Source organism: Nitrospira calida, assembly GCF_976986435.1.
In genome coordinates this window covers 3,809,311-3,825,840 of sequence record NZ_OZ335950.1, presented here as the reverse complement: position 1 = coordinate 3,825,840, position 16,530 = coordinate 3,809,311, and the positions used below count along the sequence as shown (strand labels likewise).

Sequence of the window (16,530 nt, the reverse complement as noted above, 5' to 3'; positions counted from 1 at the left end):
CTTTCCGACCTCGAAGCTATACACAACCTTATTCACAATTGTGGATAACAAGGGAATCCGCAGTCAGTTTCTTTGAGTACTCAGCATATTCCATACCCTTTTTCACGCTTCGATCTCACCATTCTCCTCCTAATTCCGGACATCTCTTCCACGAGGTTTTCCCCAGGCCCATCCACCTTATTAAACATAAAAAACATCTGCTTTTTCAGATAGTTAAACAAATACACCCTATTCACACAGCTTACTCCTAATCCCCCTCTTACGGTTTCTCTCCCGTGTAGCGATCACATCACGGAGGAAGAAAGCAGCACTCTTCACAGAACCACTACCTTGTCTGACGCAAATATCTCGCCGACCAAAGCCGTGTGCGAAATCACCGGCACTTTCGAGCAGAAATTTACCCCGGTCGCTTCTTCTACAGAGGCCAGCCTCAGAACCCGATGCGCCCGAAAAGGAAAATTCTCCGCTCCCTCGAGCAGAACAATCGTCACCTCCACCTCCCGCTCTACAGCGGCAGGAGAGAGAATCAGGTCCGCGACGTCCTCGACCGACGTTCGCCTGACGAGATAAAGGACCTTCCGCAACAGCTGTTTTCCTCAGGAGAACACCAGCGCCCGATCGCTCGACGCAATCAGTTCGGCAATCCTAAAGAGTTGCTCTTCACGAACGTTAAAACCGGGGGTTATGCGGAACTGGGACAGCGTCCCCTCGACGACCACAAACGGGGTACCTAATTGCTCGAGAGAAGGTAAATATTTTTCGAGAATGTCGGCGTCAATGACATGTTCGAGGTCCTCCGTGAGGAGCGCAGGAGCTTGATCTAGAAGGAAGACGGTCACGGTATGCTCGCCAGCGCTCAAACCGAGAGCAATGCGAAGCGCCTCAACCGCACGGTGCGTCTTTGTGGGATTCGCGCGGATGACGACGGCAACATGGTAAGGCATCGCGAGCCGAGCGTCTAAGGGTCAGGTAAACGCAAGAAATCGATCGCAACCGGCTACCATGTTCGAGAGGACGACGAGTCCGCACAGAGATATGGCGGGATCGAGCCCTTCGGTCGATACGCCGTGCCGTTGGCAGCCGTATGCGCATGCAAACAGTTTGACACCACGATGCGCCAATTCGGTCAAGCGCGGATCACGCACGTTCTTCACTCCCTCGTCGATGAGGTAGAGGTAGACATCGATCTGCTGTGCCAGCGCTTCAGAAGACAGGGTGGCGACCGTCTCCACACTGGGATGCGATTGGGGTGTCGAGAGTAAGATTCCGAGTTTCTTTCTCTGCATAAGAATCCAAGAGGGGATAGACTTATAAAAACACAATAAATCAATAACTTATAAATAAAAAAACTATCTTTCGCAGATTACGGATTCCAGACAAAAAAGTCAACGGGAAAAAGCACGTTCTCCGTCGGAGCGATACCGCAATGCGATTGACTGTGCCGCACCCTTGAGAGGGAGGTTCTCCTGCTGTTTCGTATCCATATCGCGGACGACGAGGAAGTCTTTGGAAACTTCCTCATCGCCGACAATGACAGCATAGATCGAGCGGAGCCGATCGGCCTGCCGCAGGTGAGCTTTTAGCGAGGTCGCTCTGTAGTCGGTGTTGGCCGAAACCCCGAGGGCTCGCAGTTCTTCGACCAGGGTCAGGCCAGCAGAAGATCCGCGCTCGCCGAAGGCGGCGACGTACACAGACCGCTGAACGGAAGGCGTATTGCCTTGCGGGAGCATCAGCGTGACCCGCTCCAAACCGACGGCGAACCCAATCGCTGGAGTCTTCGGGCCGCCGAGCGCCTCCACCAACCCGTCATAGCGACCTCCCGCCCCAACGGCGTTTTGCGCGCCAAGCTGCGAGGAGGTGACCTCAAAGGCCGTCAGCGTGTAGTAATCGAGTCCGCGGACGAGTCGGGGATTGAGCCGATAGGGGACGCCGATCAGCGACAGGCCGCCGAGCACCTTGTCGAAGTGACGGCGGGCCTCCGGCGACAGGTGGTCCGTCAGCCTCGGGGCATCCTCGGTCGCCGCGCGGCACTCGGGCACTTTGCAGTCGAGGACGCGCAGGGGGTTCGTCTCCATGCGCCGCCGGCAGTTCGAGCAGAGCCGGGATTCGCGCTCCTTGAGGAACCGGAGGAGCACGGCCTTAAAGGCCGGTCTGTCCTCAGCCAGTCCCAAGCTGTTCATCTCCAACGCCAGATCGGGAAGGCCGAGCCCGGAGAGGAATCGCCACAGCAGCGCGATCACTTCGACGTCGGCGCGCGGATCCGCCGTACCGAAGAACTCCACACCGAACTGGTGAAACTGGCGGAGCCGTCCGGCTTGCGGGCGCTCATGCCGGAACATCGGACCCAGGTAATACAGCTTTTGGGGAAGAGGGTCGGCCGCCAGATTGTGCTCGATATACGCTCGGACCGCTCCGGCAGTTCCTTCGGGGCGCAGGGTCAGAGAAGCGCCGTCGCGGTCCTGAAAGGTGTACATCTCTTTCTCGACGATATCGGTCGTCGCCCCAATGCTCCGGGCGAAGAGGTCCGTCATTTCGAAAATCGGGATGCGGATCTCCCGATAGCCATAGAGGCCGGCCGTCTGGCGGGCATGCTGTTCGACAAACTGCCAGCGGGCCGTCTCGTCGGGCAGGATATCTTTGACGCCTTTAATGCCTCGAATCACGGCGGCTGCGGTCGTTCGCGTGTGCGAGGCGCACTATAGCGGCGGCATTCGCAGCAAGTCAACGCGCCTCCTCACCTGCGCTGCCTCCTTGCAGCGACAGCCTCCAGGCGTTTATAGTGCGGCGCACCGAACGGGATGATCGCGATCTGGCGTCTCGTTCGGCTTGCGGCGGAAATGAGTGAAGACTGGCTCGCAGTCATCATCGGGTTGGGATTGGCGGCCATGGTCGGGGCAGGGCTGATCACGCATGTCCCCTGGTGATCGTCGATGTCGAAGGAAGATCCGAGAGTGGCGGGCCGGACCGAAACAAGGACCCGGCGCCTTGCCGCGGCGCTTTCGTTTCTGTTTGTCATCCTGCTGGCGGTGATCGCCAATCGGCTGGCTCAGACGAGCAAGGCGTGGCTCGGTCGGGAGTTGTTAGAATATCCTGTGTGGGCCGTCACACTGGGACTGGCAGCCAATCTGGCGATCAGCGCCGCCGGGGTGCGTACGCACGTCAGCACCGTGATAGGAACGGAATTTTTCCTGAAGACGGGACTTGTCCTGATGGGCGCCACGATCAACTTGGCAGACGTCCTGCGTATCGGAGCCAAGGGTCTGATCCAAGCAGTGTTGGTCGTCACGGCGGTGTTCTTCTTGACCTGGCGCTTGGCCGCGTGGTTTCGGCTCGATGCCAAGTTGCGCGCGCTGATGGCCGCCTCCGTCTCGATTTGCGGAGTTTCCGCCGCCATCGCCGCCGCGGGCGCGGTGTTGGCGAAGAAAGAGCACTTGGCCTATGTGGCCACGCTGGTGATCATATTCGCGCTGCCGCTCATGCTGCTCCAGCCCTACGCGGCGAAAGCATTGGATCTCTCCGCCGAGGTGGCTGGCGCGTGGATCGGTGGCAACATCGATACAACCGCCGCCGTGGTCGGGGCCGGCGCAATCCACAGTGAAACCGCCATGAAGGTCGCCTCGGTCGTGAAGCTATCCCAGAACGCCCTCATTGGGTTCGCCGCGTTCTTGTTGGCGTTGTATTGGGTTGTTGTCATCGAACGCCGGCCGGACCAGCGGCCCAGTCCGCGCGAGATCTGGACCCGGTTTCCGAAATTCGTCCTGGGCTTCATGACCGCTTCGGCGTTCGCCACCGTCGGGCTCCTTGAGCCGGAGCACGTCAAACACGCGATCGTCCCGTTGCGGAACTGGTTTCTGACTGCGGCCTTTGTCTGCATCGGTTTGGAGTTGTCTTTCGCGGAGTTTGCCGAGGTGGGCTGGCGTCCGGTGGCGGTCTATTTTCTGGCGACGGTGGCCAACACCGCGTTCGCACTGGGCGCGGCATGGGCATTGTTTGGGAGCGCCTGGTAACCGGAGGTCATTGATCGGTGATCAAGACGCGATGGTGGAGAAGAAGGGATCGCCGATGACCGATTACGCCGGAGGAGGAGAGGCATGACCACTGTCGGGTCACAACGTAGGGTCATCGCCGTTGCGCCCATGCCGCCGGAGAAATCCGCGTACGCGTTGGCCCGCTACAGCCGCTCGCCGGATTCGATTGAGGACAGCATCCGGTGGGTCCACGCCCACTCGTCCGAGAGGTTCTGGGAACAGTTCTACTTCGATTACGGGCACGCCTCGATCGCCGATTTGGGGCATGTCATCGTCTGTTTCGAGCACATCTCGGAGTTGGCGGCGATCCGACTGGAGGACGAACCGTTGTGGGACGGTCAGGCGAAATCCAGCCGCTACCAGAACTTCGCCTCCAGCACCTGGTACGTGCCGGACTCCATCCGCGGCACAGAAACGGAAGGGATCTATCAGGGCATTCTCCGCAGCCTAGCCAACGTGTACCGCACATTGCATGAGCCGCTGACCCGATTCCTGTCCGAACGCGAGCCGCGGCCGGAATCTATGACGCCGGCGCAATACCAACGGACGATCGCGGCCCGTGCGTTCGACGTGACGCGCTACCTCCTGCCACTCGCCGCCTGCACCAATGTCGGGCAGGTGGTGAGCATCAGGACGCTTGAAAAGCAGATGACACGCCTGCTCTCCTCCCCGTTACCGGAACTGCGGGCCATCGGGGAAGAACTGAAAGAAGCCTGCCTCCGCCCCCCCGTCAATCTTTGGAACGAACTGGCGGGGCAGGCGGCCGGGCCGGCCGAGCCGCTGGCGCCGACGCTGGCCAGGCATGCCAAGGCGAGCGCCTATCAGGCCGAAGTGTACCGGGATCTGGCGCGGCACGCGCGCGAAGTGCTGAAGGGGACGGGACTCGATCAACCGGATTCGGTGCGGGCGCCCAACAGGCTGAGAAAGCAGGACGACCCGGTGGACCTCATCGAGCCCCATCACCCGCTCGACGAACTCGTCGCCACGCTGCTCTATCGCGTAACGCAGGCGCCGTATCGACACATTCTTGCCGTCGTGCGCGAGTGGACTGAGAAGCAAAAGCGAGACACAATCGAAGTCGCACTGCGGAAGCGCGGGCCCTACGACGAATTGGTCAAGGAGTTCCGTAGCGGGTATGCGTTCGTCTTCGACATCCTCATGGACATCGGCGGCTGGCGGGACCTGCACCGACACCGGCGTTGCCAGCAGGTCCAGCAGAACTTCACGACCGTCCACGGATACGACATCCCGCCGGCGCTCGTCCAAGCCGGGCTCGAACGGGACTATCGGGATGCCATGGACGCCGTGAAAGCGGACATCGAGCGGTTGCGCGAAACCAGCCAGGAAGCCGCGCTCTACGCGATTCCCTTTGGCTTCCGGGTCCGTTGCCTGTTCAAGATGGACTTCGCGGAGGCGGAGTACATCGCCAAGCTCCGGTCGGGCGTGAAAGGACACTGGTCATACCGGACCGTCGCCTGGTCGATGAAACGAAAGCTCGCCGAGCGCTATCCGATGCTGGGCGATCTGGTCCAGGCGACGCCGCCGGACGTGGAGGACACGCTCACCCGATAAGGGGTGATGGTCCATGAAAAGCCGGTTGCAGTTTCGCGGGCATCCGATTCATGCCATGGCAGTGGGATTTCCCATCGGGCTGTACTCCGCGGCGTTGGTGTGCGATGTCCTGTATCTTCTCCTCCGCGACGCCTTCTGGTTTCGCGCCGCCTACTGGGCGCTGGTGTTCGGGGTAGTGACGCACCTGGGCGCCGCCGCCACCGGATTTCCCGATTTTCTGGCGATCATCCGCGAGCGAACAGCGGCCGCCCGGCATCCGGCCCTGTCGCATTTCATCTTCGGGGTTGGCTTGCTGGTGATCCAAGGGTTGAATCTGGCGGTGCGCAACGGAGGCGACCTCCCGGCTTCCGGCACCGTCGCGCTGCCGGTGATCGTCAATGTGCTCGGTGCGACGCTGACCGGGGTGCAGGGGTGGTACGGAGGCGAATTGGTCTACCGCCATTTCGTCGGGATCGACCTCCCGGAACCGGCACCACAAGGCAGACATCATAAGGACAAGAGGCACCATTGAGCGGGTCGGACTACGCGGTTCGGATCGAAGAGGCCATCCTGCGGGGCGACTGGGACGCGGCGCTCGGGGAAGCGACGGCGTGGGCACAGGCGGTGCCGGAGGACCGACGCGAGCCGCGGCCGTACTTCGCGCTGAATGTCGTGCATCTCATCAAAGGACGATTCGCGGAGGCCTGGAAGACTCACGCCCAAGCGTTGAAGGAGGGCGAGGACATCGAGGTGATCCGCGCCTGGATGGAGGACTTGCGTGCCCGGCATCCGGACAAGGCCACCGTCCACTTGGTCATGGGATTGTTCCTGGCTCAATCCGGGAAATCCGAGCAGTCGGTGGAGTGTTACAAGGAGGCCATTAGACTCGATCCGCTTTCCGCTTATCCGCATTATTTCCTCGCCCAGATCCATGAGCGTGCGGACCGGCTTGAACTGGCGATCAAGGAATACCGTGAGGCCGTCAAGCTGGACCCGACCTACATCCCGGCCCGGACCAACCTAGGGGTGGCCTATCAGGAACAGGGCCGGCTCGAGATGGCGATTCCCCAGTACCGCGAAGTGATCCGGCTGAATCCGAACGACCCGATCGCCCATGCGAATCTCGCTTGCGCCCTGCTGGAGCAGGGCAAGACGGAGGCGGCGTTGCTGGAATACAAGGAGGCGGTTCGCCTGAACCCCCAAGACGCGGAGGTGCGCTATGCACTGGGCGGCTTGTACGAAAGTCGGGGTCGGAAAGATTTGGCGCTGAAAGAATATGAGGCGGCGGTCCAGGCGAATCCCGATTTCGCGCCCGCGCGCGTCGAAATCGGTTGGCTGTTGTTTGAAAAGGGGCATCTGGAGGACGCCATGGACGCCTTCAACCGGGCCTTGAAAGCCGATCCTGAGAATGCGCGCGCCTACCTGGGCGTGGCGAAGGTGTATGCCTGTCGCGGGAAGGTGCAGACCGCCATCGACAACTACACCAAGGCGCTCAAGTACGAGCGGGATCCCCAGAAGAAAAACGAGATCATGAACCAGATCTTCAAAGAAGGCGGGGCGTGGGATACGTGACGCACGCCGCGCGTGGCGCCTACAGCTCCCGGATCGTTCCTTGGAGCACCGTGATTTGGGTGACGGGGTCGCCGGCGCTTTTCAGTTCGGCGCGGATCTGATCTTTGAGGTAGGACGAATAGCCGACCTTGTCGAGCAGCAGGTCGAGAAACCGCTCGGCCGGCAACAAGCTGTGCGCCTTGAGTTCTTCGACCGTCTCGTCGCTTACCGGTACATAGGTCGAGCCAATGTGAAAGACGACGTTGTAGTATCGGTCTCTGCCGATTCGCTCGAATCGCAAACCCTTCACGCGGGGTCTCCCTTCCATCGGCCGATGAGGCGGTCATTGTAGACAAACCCGTCGAGCAAAGACAAGGGCGAACAGGGAACTCCTCATCCTCCAGCGTTCAGCTCCCGCCGTCCGTCTTGCCGAAATATTCCCGCCGGCTGACGGCCACGTTCGCGACGAACATCACGCCGGAGTGCCGTTCGAACAACGGGCGCAGTCCGGCCAGAATCGGCTCAACCTTCTCTTCCGGGACGACGGTCATGATCATCACCAGGCTTTCCTGCTCGCTGAACATGAAGTGCGCTTCGCGGAATCCATGATGGCCTTTCCCCGACACATTACCGATGATCGTGTATCCGGTGGCGTTTACCCGGTCCAACAAGTCGGTGACGAACGCCCGGTGTTCTCCGGCGACGATGACACGAATCTCCTTCATGGGATGCAACGTCAGGGCGCTCATGCGTTGGCTCCTTTCCTGTCCGGTGCAGGCCGCACCTGGCATCCTTTAAAGATGCGATGGGTCCCGGTGTGCGCCGTCACCGATCCGGCGCAAGGAAATCGCAACGGATGGCCCGACTCCACTCACCGGTCGGCCGGTAACGATACACGGCTCCGTCCGAGGGGTCCAGCGCGGCGAGGTGCACCCACTCGTGATGATAAAAATGGCGTAACAGCTCGTGGCGCGTGATCAGCTTCTCGATGATGGCTCGGGGAGCTTCGATCACAGTCAGCAACCGCATGGGCTCGTGGAAAGGGACCTCGCCGTTCATGACCGTTTGCCTAGCCAGGCCGAGCCGTAGATCGCTCCAGGGACCGGACATAATCCCGATCCGCCCCACGACGTTATGATATACTTTGCTCCCGGCGCCATAGACTTCGTTGTCCACGGTGGAAAAATAATGTTCCGTGTTAATCCACTGCGCTACGATCTGCGGCGCCGTCATCAGGACTTCCAAAAGGCGGCCGGTCGGGTCTTCCCGGTGGTCGTACGAGTGCAGGAACACGCGCCCGGCGAGGTCGAGCCCCTTCGTCAGCTCGCGGCGCCCGATGATGAAGGCTGCGTTGCCGGACAGCCCCCATTCGGGCCGGATCTGACTCCAGTCGGCGGCCCGGGCGCGCACGTGCGCCACGGCCTGCGGAACGGACAGCGGTCGCGCCAAATCCGGAAAGCGGGCACACCGCTCCTGGCTGGTCAAGCGGGCGGCTTCCCGCAAATCATCCAGCAAACGGGCCACGTCTTTCCGGTGGGTCAGCGGGACGTCTTCGAGGTCGAAAAGCTCCACTTCGTCCGTCGTCGTATCGATCTGGCCGGCGAGGAAGTAGGTGTCGGACGGAATCTCGATTCCATTTTTGGCCAGTCGCGCCCTGACCTGCGGCTTGTTAGCCATGCCGGCAAGCACCCGGGCGTTGGGCTTGCCGGCGTTGCCACCGCAGGCGCCGCAATCCAGCGCCGACTCGAACGGGTTGTTGTCCGACGTGCTGCCGTGCGCGCAGAACAAGACGAGTCGCGCGAAGTTGCGGATGAGGCCCATCATCCGGAGCGCCGTCTCCACCGTGAAGACCTGCTCCTCCAGCGTGAAGCCCGTCCGCGTAATCCGTTCCCGCTGCCGCGAGGCCGACCGAGGATTGACGTCGTATCGGCGGCGCAGGATCTGCACAAAGTTTGCCAGCGCTTCCGATGAGAACTCGGTGCGCTGAACGAGCTCCGGCACCTGGGATGTCAGTGAACCGTCGCCGTTCAGCGCCTGTCGGCGCAGCGCTTCCACGAGTTCGGGTGAAACCCGTGGGCCATGCAGGCCAAGCTCGCTGCGTAAGGCCTTCCAGATGATCGCCCGCTGTTCCGCCGCGACCAGCTCTTCGGTGTCCGCTGGGGTCAGTTTGTCAACGGTCACGGTGGTGGCGATGGGCGGCACGAAGAGCCGCCGCAGCCGGGCCGTCCAGCGGCGGTACCACGCGGAAAAGAAGGTCTTGCCGAATAACGGCAAGCCGTAGAACCAGCCCAGCGATTCCACCATGACATAGGGTGTTACCACGTTCTCTTTGAGGTCATGCAACAGGGTGTGTCCCGCACGGACCAGTTTGGTCCTCGATTCGTGCTTGGGCACCATGTGATCATGATAGCTCCGGGGAAACTCGCGCACCTCGTTCTTGGCCCGCATGATCACCGGAAACTGCTCGGTCTCATGATTTTTCCCCCATGGCCGGAAGCGAATGAAGACGGCGAAGAACCCGGCGAAGCCGTAGGTCTCGTTCGCGCCGGTGGATTCCAAGTGACGCCGGAATGGCTCGGACCGCACATCGATGCAAAAGACCGATTGCGATTGAGGTCTGACCGGAACGGACCGCTCCCGCTCGCTCGTGCGCGAAAGGGAGGACGTCCGCATGAGCTGGCCGAATAACTGGTCGTGGTAGCCGGCTTCGAACGCCTTGAGCCAGACGGGACCGTGAGCCGACTCAGGGAATTCATCCATCCAGCGCGCGAGCAAGGCCAGATGCTCCGGAGCGCTCTCCAGCAGGACCGTCGGCACGATACCCAGCGCCTGGGCCAGCGCGAGTAAGCGCCGGGCTGCGGTTAAGCGGAAAGCCCGGTCGCGACGCGGGCCCATCTCCGTCTGAAGGCGGTCGACCGCCTCTGTCCACCCGTCGCCCCAGCGGGCCAGCCGATCGACCAGGTCGGCATAGGGAACCGGCAAGCGCCCGGTGGCCCGTTCCTTGCGCAGGAAATACGCTTCGGAGCGCTGCTCCATGTAGCCCATCACCGCGGGGAAGGTCCCGGCGATCCCCAATGCTTCGCGGCAAACTTGTTGCACCAGTTCGCGCTCATACCAGAGGCGGACGGCCAGGAATTTCACGAGACTGATCGGGCACGCCTGTTGCCACACATAGTTGGGCCGTTCCTCGCGCCACTTGATAAACGCAGGCCAGCCAGGGAGCGCGGTGAGCTGGAGCGAGAGATAGTCTTGCCGAAGCTCGTGGGAAATGGCGAGTAGGTCGAGGCTTTCCAGGACGGCATCTTCAGGACGCTCGGGCAGCGCCGCGATCTTCCGCCGACTGTCCGCAATGCCGCAAGGCGACCATTCCTTCGCCGCCAGGGATTTCCACGCGATGTAGAACCCCCGTTCCCGCCCGGGCATCGCCCAGCCGGCATGGCCTTCGTCCAAAAACGCTTCACACCACTTCACCATTTCATCGTTGACCCGGGCGACGATGGACGTGCCGCAGGTGCGGTCGCACCAACTTGACAGGGTCACACAGCGTCCCAGAGACGAACGGTCCTCTTTCACCGCCGCAGCCATCTGCTCGCGCGCGGTCGGAGCCGACAAGACGGGAGCCAGATAGTCGGCCAGGGCGCGGACCAGGTCTTCGTTCGGTCCGCTGTCCACCAGGGCGTCGAGCGGTTCGTCCGGCAGTGCGCACAGCCCGTGGGTGAGACAGGCCCGCAGGACCTCGCGATGGGCGATGCGGCACGGGCCGACGATCACGTGCTCGTCACGGGCCAACGGGCGTAGCGCCTCTTCCAGGTGAGGGAGGTGAATCCGGCCAATTCGGAAATAGTGCCGATACAGGTCGCCCGCGAGATAGCCCCTTCCTCCGAGGAACTGCGCGCCCCGTTCGACCGCGTCGTCGAACGGCAGATATTCGAGGCCGTGCAACGGATTGTGGTGCACAAACGTGCGCATGGGCCAATACGGCGCGATCACCTCGCCGGCCACGCGGACGATGCCGCGCAATTCCATGCGGCGGGCTTCCATGTCGATGTCACGCGCTATTTGGTCCATGCGGGAAACTCCGCGGTGGCCGTTGGGTGAAGCGGCGCCGGGGCGGATTCGATCGGCCGGGACGGCATCACGCCCAGCATCAACAGGATGACGATCACAAGGGCAAGCGAAGCCGCTTCAGGGCCCCGCAGATCCTGATGACGCAGGGTCGCTCGCTCCGGGCCGAACAGGAGGCGGTGCGGAAGATCGAAGAAATACCAGGATGCGCAGAGCCAGACGATCACGATGACGAGCAAGCCGCCGGGCGCTGCGTAGGACGGCGCCAGCAGCATGCCGACCAAGCCGGAGAATACGCCGAAGGGCGGCAGCCCCAGCGCGGCGAGCGCCAGAAGCGAGAGCGCGACGGCGAAACGCGGCATCGGGCGCGCCAGCCCGCTCAAGGCCCGAAGATCGACGTCACCGTAGCGGGCGCACAAAGCGTACCACGCGAGCAGCAATCCGCTGCCCGCCAGCCCGACTGCGCTCAAGTAAACGGCCGCCGGGGACGGGGCCGTGCGGGTCTCGGCCAGATACCACCACAGAATGGAGAGGAACGCCAGATTGCCGTAGGCGATGAGCACAGCCGGACGCGCTTGAGCCAGAGCCTTGAGCGAACCGTAGAGGGTTCCCGCGAGAGCCAGCCCCGCGGCTGCCTGCGCCGGCCCATCCGGCAGCTCGGGAAGCGCTGCCTCGAGCCCGTGGAACCCGAGCGTCGGGAGGAGCAGGGCGAGAAAGGCGGGCAGGTTGCCGGGCAGTGCCGTGAGGGCGGCGACGTAGCCGTGGTGCAACGGTACCAGTGGCAGCGCGATGGCGCAGCCCACCAGGAAGGCGAGGGAGGAAACGGGAGAAGGCGCGACGAGGGCGAGCGCGAGGCTCAGAACGCCGCACCCCAGCGTCCCGATTCCCCACCAAGCTGCAGGTCCGGGAAAGACATGATGGACCGCCAGGGCGAGGCCGACAAGGGCGAGAACCAGCAGCAGACACATCAAGGAGAGAGGACCTTCGCCGACGAACGTGCCCAGCCCGAACCCGAGTAAGAGCAGGCTCAGCAACCAGGCCGGTTGGTTGCTGCGATGAGCCGGTTGCCCCAACAGCGAGAGAAAGGCGGTCAGCGGCAGGAGCAAGAGGTGCGGGAACGCGCCGGCCGCAACAGGAAGGGACCCCAGACTCCAGCACGTCATGAGAAAGCTCGCCGCAGCGACCAGCAGTCCCCAAACCTTGAGCATGCGGGGGTGGCCCCACAGGAGCAAGCCCGACGCCGCGCCCAGGAGCGGCGTCACCACGATCAGCAGAGACGCGGTCGCCCAGGCCGTCATCCTGTTCTCCCCCACGATCGGCGATCAAGGCAAGTCATCGCGCGGGCGACGGCCAGGCCCAACTTGGCGTAGATTTCGTCCAGATAGAGCCGATTCAGAAACAACACGTACAGATGTGCCTGGCCCCGCTCTGCCCAGGCCGGCACCCGCACCGTCCGTCCGTGAGAGCGCGCGTACAAATACACCCAGCCGAGGACGATCAGCAAAGTTGTCGTTGCGACGAGCGCGTCGAAGAGGGGAGTGGGCAGCGCCGCAGCATGGAAGTACGAAGCCAATTCCGTCGGATCGGGATAGAGGAACGCGGTGAAGGATTCGGCGGCGAAGAGGTAGGTGAACACGACGAGGAGCAGCGTCGCCAGCATGGCTGCGGACACCTTCCACGAGGCAACGGCCCGCAGGCGGGTGAGTGTCAGGATCGCTTGAGAGGAGGTGACCCAACTGAAGAACAGGAAAATCACGGCCCCCTGGGAGTCACGGATCGGGATGTGCAAGATCCCGTGGGCCACCAGCAAAATCACCAGGGGGAGCAGCAGGGTCGTCACGAATCCCGTCGCCCAGGCGAGCCGGGACAATTCGGTTTCCTCGGACGGGCGGGCGACGCGCGGCAGGACGGGCTCATGCCGGGCCTTGTGAATGACGTTGCCGCAATTGAGGAAGACGGTCGCCTTGAAGAGCCCATGCGCGATGAGGTGGAAGATCGCCAGCGAAAACGCACCCAGACCACATTCCATGATCATGTAGCCCATTTGTCCGATAGTGGAGAAGCCGAGCGTTTTCTTGATGTCGTTCTGCGCCAGCATCATCGCCGCGCCGAGGATTGCCGTGAGCGAACCGATCACGAAGGCGACGTGAAGGGTCGTGGAGCTCAGTCCGTAAAGGGGGGCGAGCCGATTCAGCAGAAAGCCGCCGGCGTTGATGATGCCGGCATGCAACAGCGCATGGACCGGCGTCGGGGCGTAGAGAGAACGCGGAAGCCAGATGTGAAGAGGAAACTGCGCCGACTTGCTCATCGCGCCGACGAACAGCAGCAGCGTCACCACGGTGGGGCCGCTGAGCTCGAGACCGGGTGCCAAGGCTAAGGCGCCCGGAGCTTCAGCGGCCCGCAGGAAGAGTTCGTCGAACTCCAGGGTGCCGTACAGCGAGTGCGCGAGCACGATCCCGGCAAGAAAGGCGGCGTCGCCGACGCGCAGAAGCGTGAATGTGCGGAACGCGCCATCCAGCGTGGCGGCGTGCGAAAGGTTGTGCGCGAGCAAATAGAGCAGGTAGCTCAGCAGTTGCCAGCACACAAAGAGCATAAGGAGATTGGCGCTTGACACCATGCTGAGCAGCACAAAGGTCGTGAACCCGATGAGCGCCAGAAACCGGCGGAAGTCGCGATCCTGGTACAGGTAGCCGACAGAGTAGCGGTAAATGACCGCGCCCACCCCCGCGATCAGCACCATCATGACCGCGCTGAGCCGGTCGATGCGGAACCCCAGCGGGAGAGCGAGTCTCCCGACGGAGGCGGGCTCATAGAACCGCAGGTCGGCCGACCCATGCGCAGCGACGACGCCCAATGTCGCGATGGCGCCGAGAAAGGCCATGGCCATGGGCACCACGCCCAGCTTGGCGCGGCCATGCTGCGTCGCAGGTCCGCCGATCAGGACGAGAAAAACTGTCGCCAGCGGCAACAGCGGGACAAGGATCGAGAGCGACATGTCCGGCGCCACGGCCTTTCGCGGAGAGGACGCCTGATTCGCACGGCCAACAAGGCCCCAAAAAACAAAAGCCAACCGTTCCCTCTGCGAGGGAGTCCGGCTGGCTTGCACTGCAACCGACCTTCTCACCGGAGAAAGCCGGCTGCCCTACCGCCGCAAGAATTCCGGCAAACGGTCTCGGATGGATCCGCCGGCTCCGAGTGGAAATCGGCGCCGAGGCCCCATCCTCATGTTGCGATGCTGCTCTTATAGCCGAGACGCCGGCGTGACGGCAAAAGAAATTTCGTCCCAGGTCGTAGGTCTTAAGGCCCATGGCCGGGCCCTGAGCGGATATTGTTGTCGCTGCGCGGGTCAGAACGCTTTATAATCCCTCCGCCCGTTCCGGCCGACGAGGATCGATGAATCACCAGGAAAAGCGGACCAAAGGCGAGGTCGAGGCCGCTATTCGCAACGCGGTCATCAGGTTCGAGCAGGAGTTCATGGGACGCGGCCCGGAAGACGTGCGGGCCTTCATTATCCGAGACATGGTCGTGGTGCGCTTGAAAGGCGTCCTGACGCCGGCGGAACGACAACTCGCCAAAACGCCCGACGGTGTGGACATGGTGAAACGGCTGCGACAGAATCTAATCGCGCAGGGACGGGAGAGGCTGTTCGACCAGGTCAGTGAAATTACCGGGGCCAACGCGCTCGCGCTGTTTACGGACATCGACACGCAGGTGGGCGAACGGGTGTTCGTGTTCACGCTCGACCGCGATCTGGAATCTGGCTTCCGGTGAGGTCGCGGGCTCCCGCCTCGGACCGCGCGAGCGTGGCGTAATAGGGCGGACCCGACAAGGCTGCGAAGCGATGTCCCGAACGCTGGAAACCTTGCGTTTCGACAACACTTACGCGCGCCTGCCGGAGGCGTTCTACGCCAAGCTGAATCCAACCCCATTTGAGCAGCCGCCCTATCTGGTGAGCTTCAATCCCGACGCCGCGGCGCTGATCGATCTCGATCCCGCGGAAGCGGAGCGGCCCGAGTTCGTGGGCGTGTTCAGCGGGAGCCTGCTGGTGCCCGGCATGGAGCCGCTGGCGATGCTGTACGCCGGCCACCAGTTCGGGGTGTACGTGCCGCAACTCGGCGACGGGCGCGCTATCCTGCTAGGAGAAGTGCGCAACGAGTGCGGGGAGAAGTGGGACCTGCATCTGAAGGGCGCCGGGCGGACGCCGTTTTCGCGAGACGGCGATGGGCGCAAGGTCCTGCGGTCGGCCATCCGCGAGTATCTGTGCGGTGAGGCGATGCACGGGCTGGGCATTCCCACCACGCGCGCCCTGTGTGTGGTCGGCAGCGACGACAAGGTGTATCGCGAGCGGGTCGAGACCGGCGCGATGCTCCTGCGGATGGCGCCCTCGCATGTCCGTTTTGGCACATTCGAGGTGTTTTACTATCGCCGGCAGCACGAGCATCTCAAACGGCTGGCCGATTACGTGATCGAGCAGCACTTTCCCCATCTGCTCAAGGCTGAGGACCGCTACGCCCGCTTCTTCCAGGAAGTGGTGACGAGGACGGCGCAGCTCATCGCCCAGTGGCAGGCGATCGGCTTTGCGCACGGGGTGATGAACACAGACAATATGTCGATCTTGGGCCTGACGCTCGACTACGGGCCGTTCGGCTTCATGGACGACTATGATCCCGGCTTTATCTGCAACCACTCTGACCACAACGGCCGCTATGCCTTCGACCGGCAGCCGTATATCGGTCTCTGGAATCTGAGCTGCCTTGCCCAGGCCTTGCTGCCATTGGCGGCCAAGGAGGCGCTGAAAGCCGCTCTCGACACCTATGAGGCGACGTTGAATCGCCACTACTGGGCATTGATGCGGGCGAAGCTGGGGCTAGAACGGTCAAGACCGGAAGACGAAACCCTGATCCAGGACTTGTTGGCGCTGATGCAGGCCGGCCGCGTGGACTATACGATCTGTTTCCGAACATTGGGCGACTTTGTGACCGTTTCGCCCAGCGGAAAAGGAAACAGACCGGGAGCCGATTCCGCGCTGCGCGATTTCTTTGTGGATCGCGACGCCGTTGACGCGTGGGCCCGGCGATACGCCGCCCGGCTGCGTGACGAAGACAGCGAGGATGCAGAGCGCCGGCGGCGCATGAACCGCGTGAATCCGAAGTATGTCTTGCGGAACTATCTGGCCCAGCGGGCCATCGAGCAGGCGCAGCAGAAAGATTTTTCTGAAATCGATCGCCTTCTCACTGTCCTTCGAGATCCTTTCACCGACCGGCCGGGCATGGAATCCTACGCCGCCGCGCCGCCCGACTGGGGCAAGCGTCTGGTCGTGAGCTGCTCGTCGTGA

Annotated in this window: 16 protein-coding genes; 7 read left to right on the top strand and 9 right to left on the bottom strand. The window is 62.5% G+C overall.

What is annotated here, in order from left to right; genetic code table 11:
• Positions 1 to 314: 314 nt before the first annotated feature.
• The 4 genes from ACWHTU_RS18700 to hisS all read right to left on the bottom strand — a co-directional run bounded on the left by ACWHTU_RS18700 (position 315) and on the right by hisS (position 2,663).
• Positions 315 to 491, bottom strand: coding sequence for a hypothetical protein (locus ACWHTU_RS18700; RefSeq protein ID WP_447860920.1), 177 nt, complete (start codon positions 489 to 491; stop codon positions 315 to 317).
• A gap of 105 nt (positions 492 to 596) precedes the next feature.
• Positions 597 to 944 (bottom strand): DsrE family protein, encoded by a 348-nt coding sequence (locus tag ACWHTU_RS18695; protein WP_447860919.1) that lies wholly within the window; start codon positions 942 to 944, stop codon positions 597 to 599.
• A gap of 21 nt (positions 945 to 965) precedes the next feature.
• Positions 966 to 1,286 (bottom strand): DsrE family protein, encoded by a 321-nt coding sequence (locus tag ACWHTU_RS18690; protein WP_447860918.1) that lies wholly within the window; start codon positions 1,284 to 1,286, stop codon positions 966 to 968.
• A gap of 99 nt (positions 1,287 to 1,385) precedes the next feature.
• Positions 1,386 to 2,663 (bottom strand): histidine--tRNA ligase, encoded by a 1,278-nt coding sequence (gene hisS, locus ACWHTU_RS18685; RefSeq protein WP_447860917.1) that lies wholly within the window; start codon positions 2,661 to 2,663, stop codon positions 1,386 to 1,388.
• A 135-nt stretch (positions 2,664 to 2,798) separates the two neighbouring features.
• Between hisS and ACWHTU_RS18680 the strand changes: the two genes are divergently transcribed.
• The 5 genes from ACWHTU_RS18680 (at position 2,799) to ACWHTU_RS18660 (ending at position 7,151) form a co-directional block, all read left to right on the top strand.
• A complete protein-coding gene (locus ACWHTU_RS18680; protein WP_447860916.1) occupies positions 2,799 to 2,924 on the top strand; it encodes a hypothetical protein in 126 nt (41 codons plus the stop codon).
• Between the two features lie 6 nt (positions 2,925 to 2,930).
• Entirely contained in the window at positions 2,931 to 4,007 is a 1,077-nt protein-coding gene (locus tag ACWHTU_RS18675; protein ID WP_447860915.1) for a YeiH family protein, read from the top strand.
• A gap of 84 nt (positions 4,008 to 4,091) precedes the next feature.
• Positions 4,092 to 5,600 carry an FAD-dependent thymidylate synthase gene (locus tag ACWHTU_RS18670; RefSeq protein WP_447860914.1) on the top strand — a complete coding sequence of 503 codons (1,509 nt, stop codon included), beginning with the start codon at positions 4,092 to 4,094 and terminating at the stop codon, positions 5,598 to 5,600.
• A gap of 13 nt (positions 5,601 to 5,613) precedes the next feature.
• The gene (locus ACWHTU_RS18665; protein ID WP_447860913.1) at positions 5,614 to 6,111 is read left to right on the top strand and encodes a DUF2231 domain-containing protein; all 498 of its coding nucleotides are present in this window, start codon (positions 5,614 to 5,616) and stop codon (positions 6,109 to 6,111) included.
• Entirely contained in the window at positions 6,108 to 7,151 is a 1,044-nt protein-coding gene (locus ACWHTU_RS18660; protein WP_447860912.1) for a tetratricopeptide repeat protein, read from the top strand. The genes ACWHTU_RS18665 and ACWHTU_RS18660 overlap by 4 nt, the downstream gene beginning before the upstream one ends.
• Before the next feature lie 19 nt (positions 7,152 to 7,170).
• Here ACWHTU_RS18660 and ACWHTU_RS18655 read toward each other — a convergent pair whose 3' ends face one another.
• The 5 genes from ACWHTU_RS18655 to ACWHTU_RS18635 form a co-directional block, all read right to left on the bottom strand.
• The gene (locus ACWHTU_RS18655) at positions 7,171 to 7,440 is read right to left on the bottom strand and encodes a hypothetical protein (protein WP_447860911.1); all 270 of its coding nucleotides are present in this window, start codon (positions 7,438 to 7,440) and stop codon (positions 7,171 to 7,173) included.
• Between the two features lie 97 nt (positions 7,441 to 7,537).
• Positions 7,538 to 7,879, bottom strand: coding sequence for a P-II family nitrogen regulator (locus ACWHTU_RS18650; RefSeq protein ID WP_447860910.1), 342 nt, complete (start codon positions 7,877 to 7,879; stop codon positions 7,538 to 7,540).
• A gap of 76 nt (positions 7,880 to 7,955) precedes the next feature.
• Positions 7,956 to 11,198 (bottom strand): DUF2309 domain-containing protein, encoded by a 3,243-nt coding sequence (locus tag ACWHTU_RS18645; RefSeq protein ID WP_447860909.1) that lies wholly within the window; start codon positions 11,196 to 11,198, stop codon positions 7,956 to 7,958.
• Positions 11,186 to 12,493, bottom strand: a complete 1,308-nt coding sequence (locus ACWHTU_RS18640) for a proton-conducting transporter transmembrane domain-containing protein (protein WP_447860908.1) — start codon at positions 12,491 to 12,493, stop codon at positions 11,186 to 11,188. The genes ACWHTU_RS18645 and ACWHTU_RS18640 overlap by 13 nt, the downstream gene beginning before the upstream one ends.
• Entirely contained in the window at positions 12,490 to 14,190 is a 1,701-nt protein-coding gene (locus ACWHTU_RS18635) for an NADH-quinone oxidoreductase subunit 5 family protein (RefSeq protein ID WP_447860907.1), read from the bottom strand. The genes ACWHTU_RS18640 and ACWHTU_RS18635 overlap by 4 nt, the downstream gene beginning before the upstream one ends.
• Positions 14,191 to 14,588: 398 nt before the next feature.
• On the opposite strand from ACWHTU_RS18635, the gene ACWHTU_RS18630 reads away from it, so the two are divergent.
• Both ACWHTU_RS18630 and ACWHTU_RS18625 read left to right on the top strand, forming a co-directional pair.
• Complete coding sequence (locus tag ACWHTU_RS18630) at positions 14,589 to 14,966, top strand: DUF2294 domain-containing protein (RefSeq protein ID WP_447860906.1); 378 nt, start codon at positions 14,589 to 14,591, stop codon at positions 14,964 to 14,966.
• Between the two features lie 70 nt (positions 14,967 to 15,036).
• A complete protein-coding gene (locus tag ACWHTU_RS18625) occupies positions 15,037 to 16,530 on the top strand; it encodes a protein adenylyltransferase SelO (RefSeq protein WP_447860905.1) in 1,494 nt (497 codons plus the stop codon).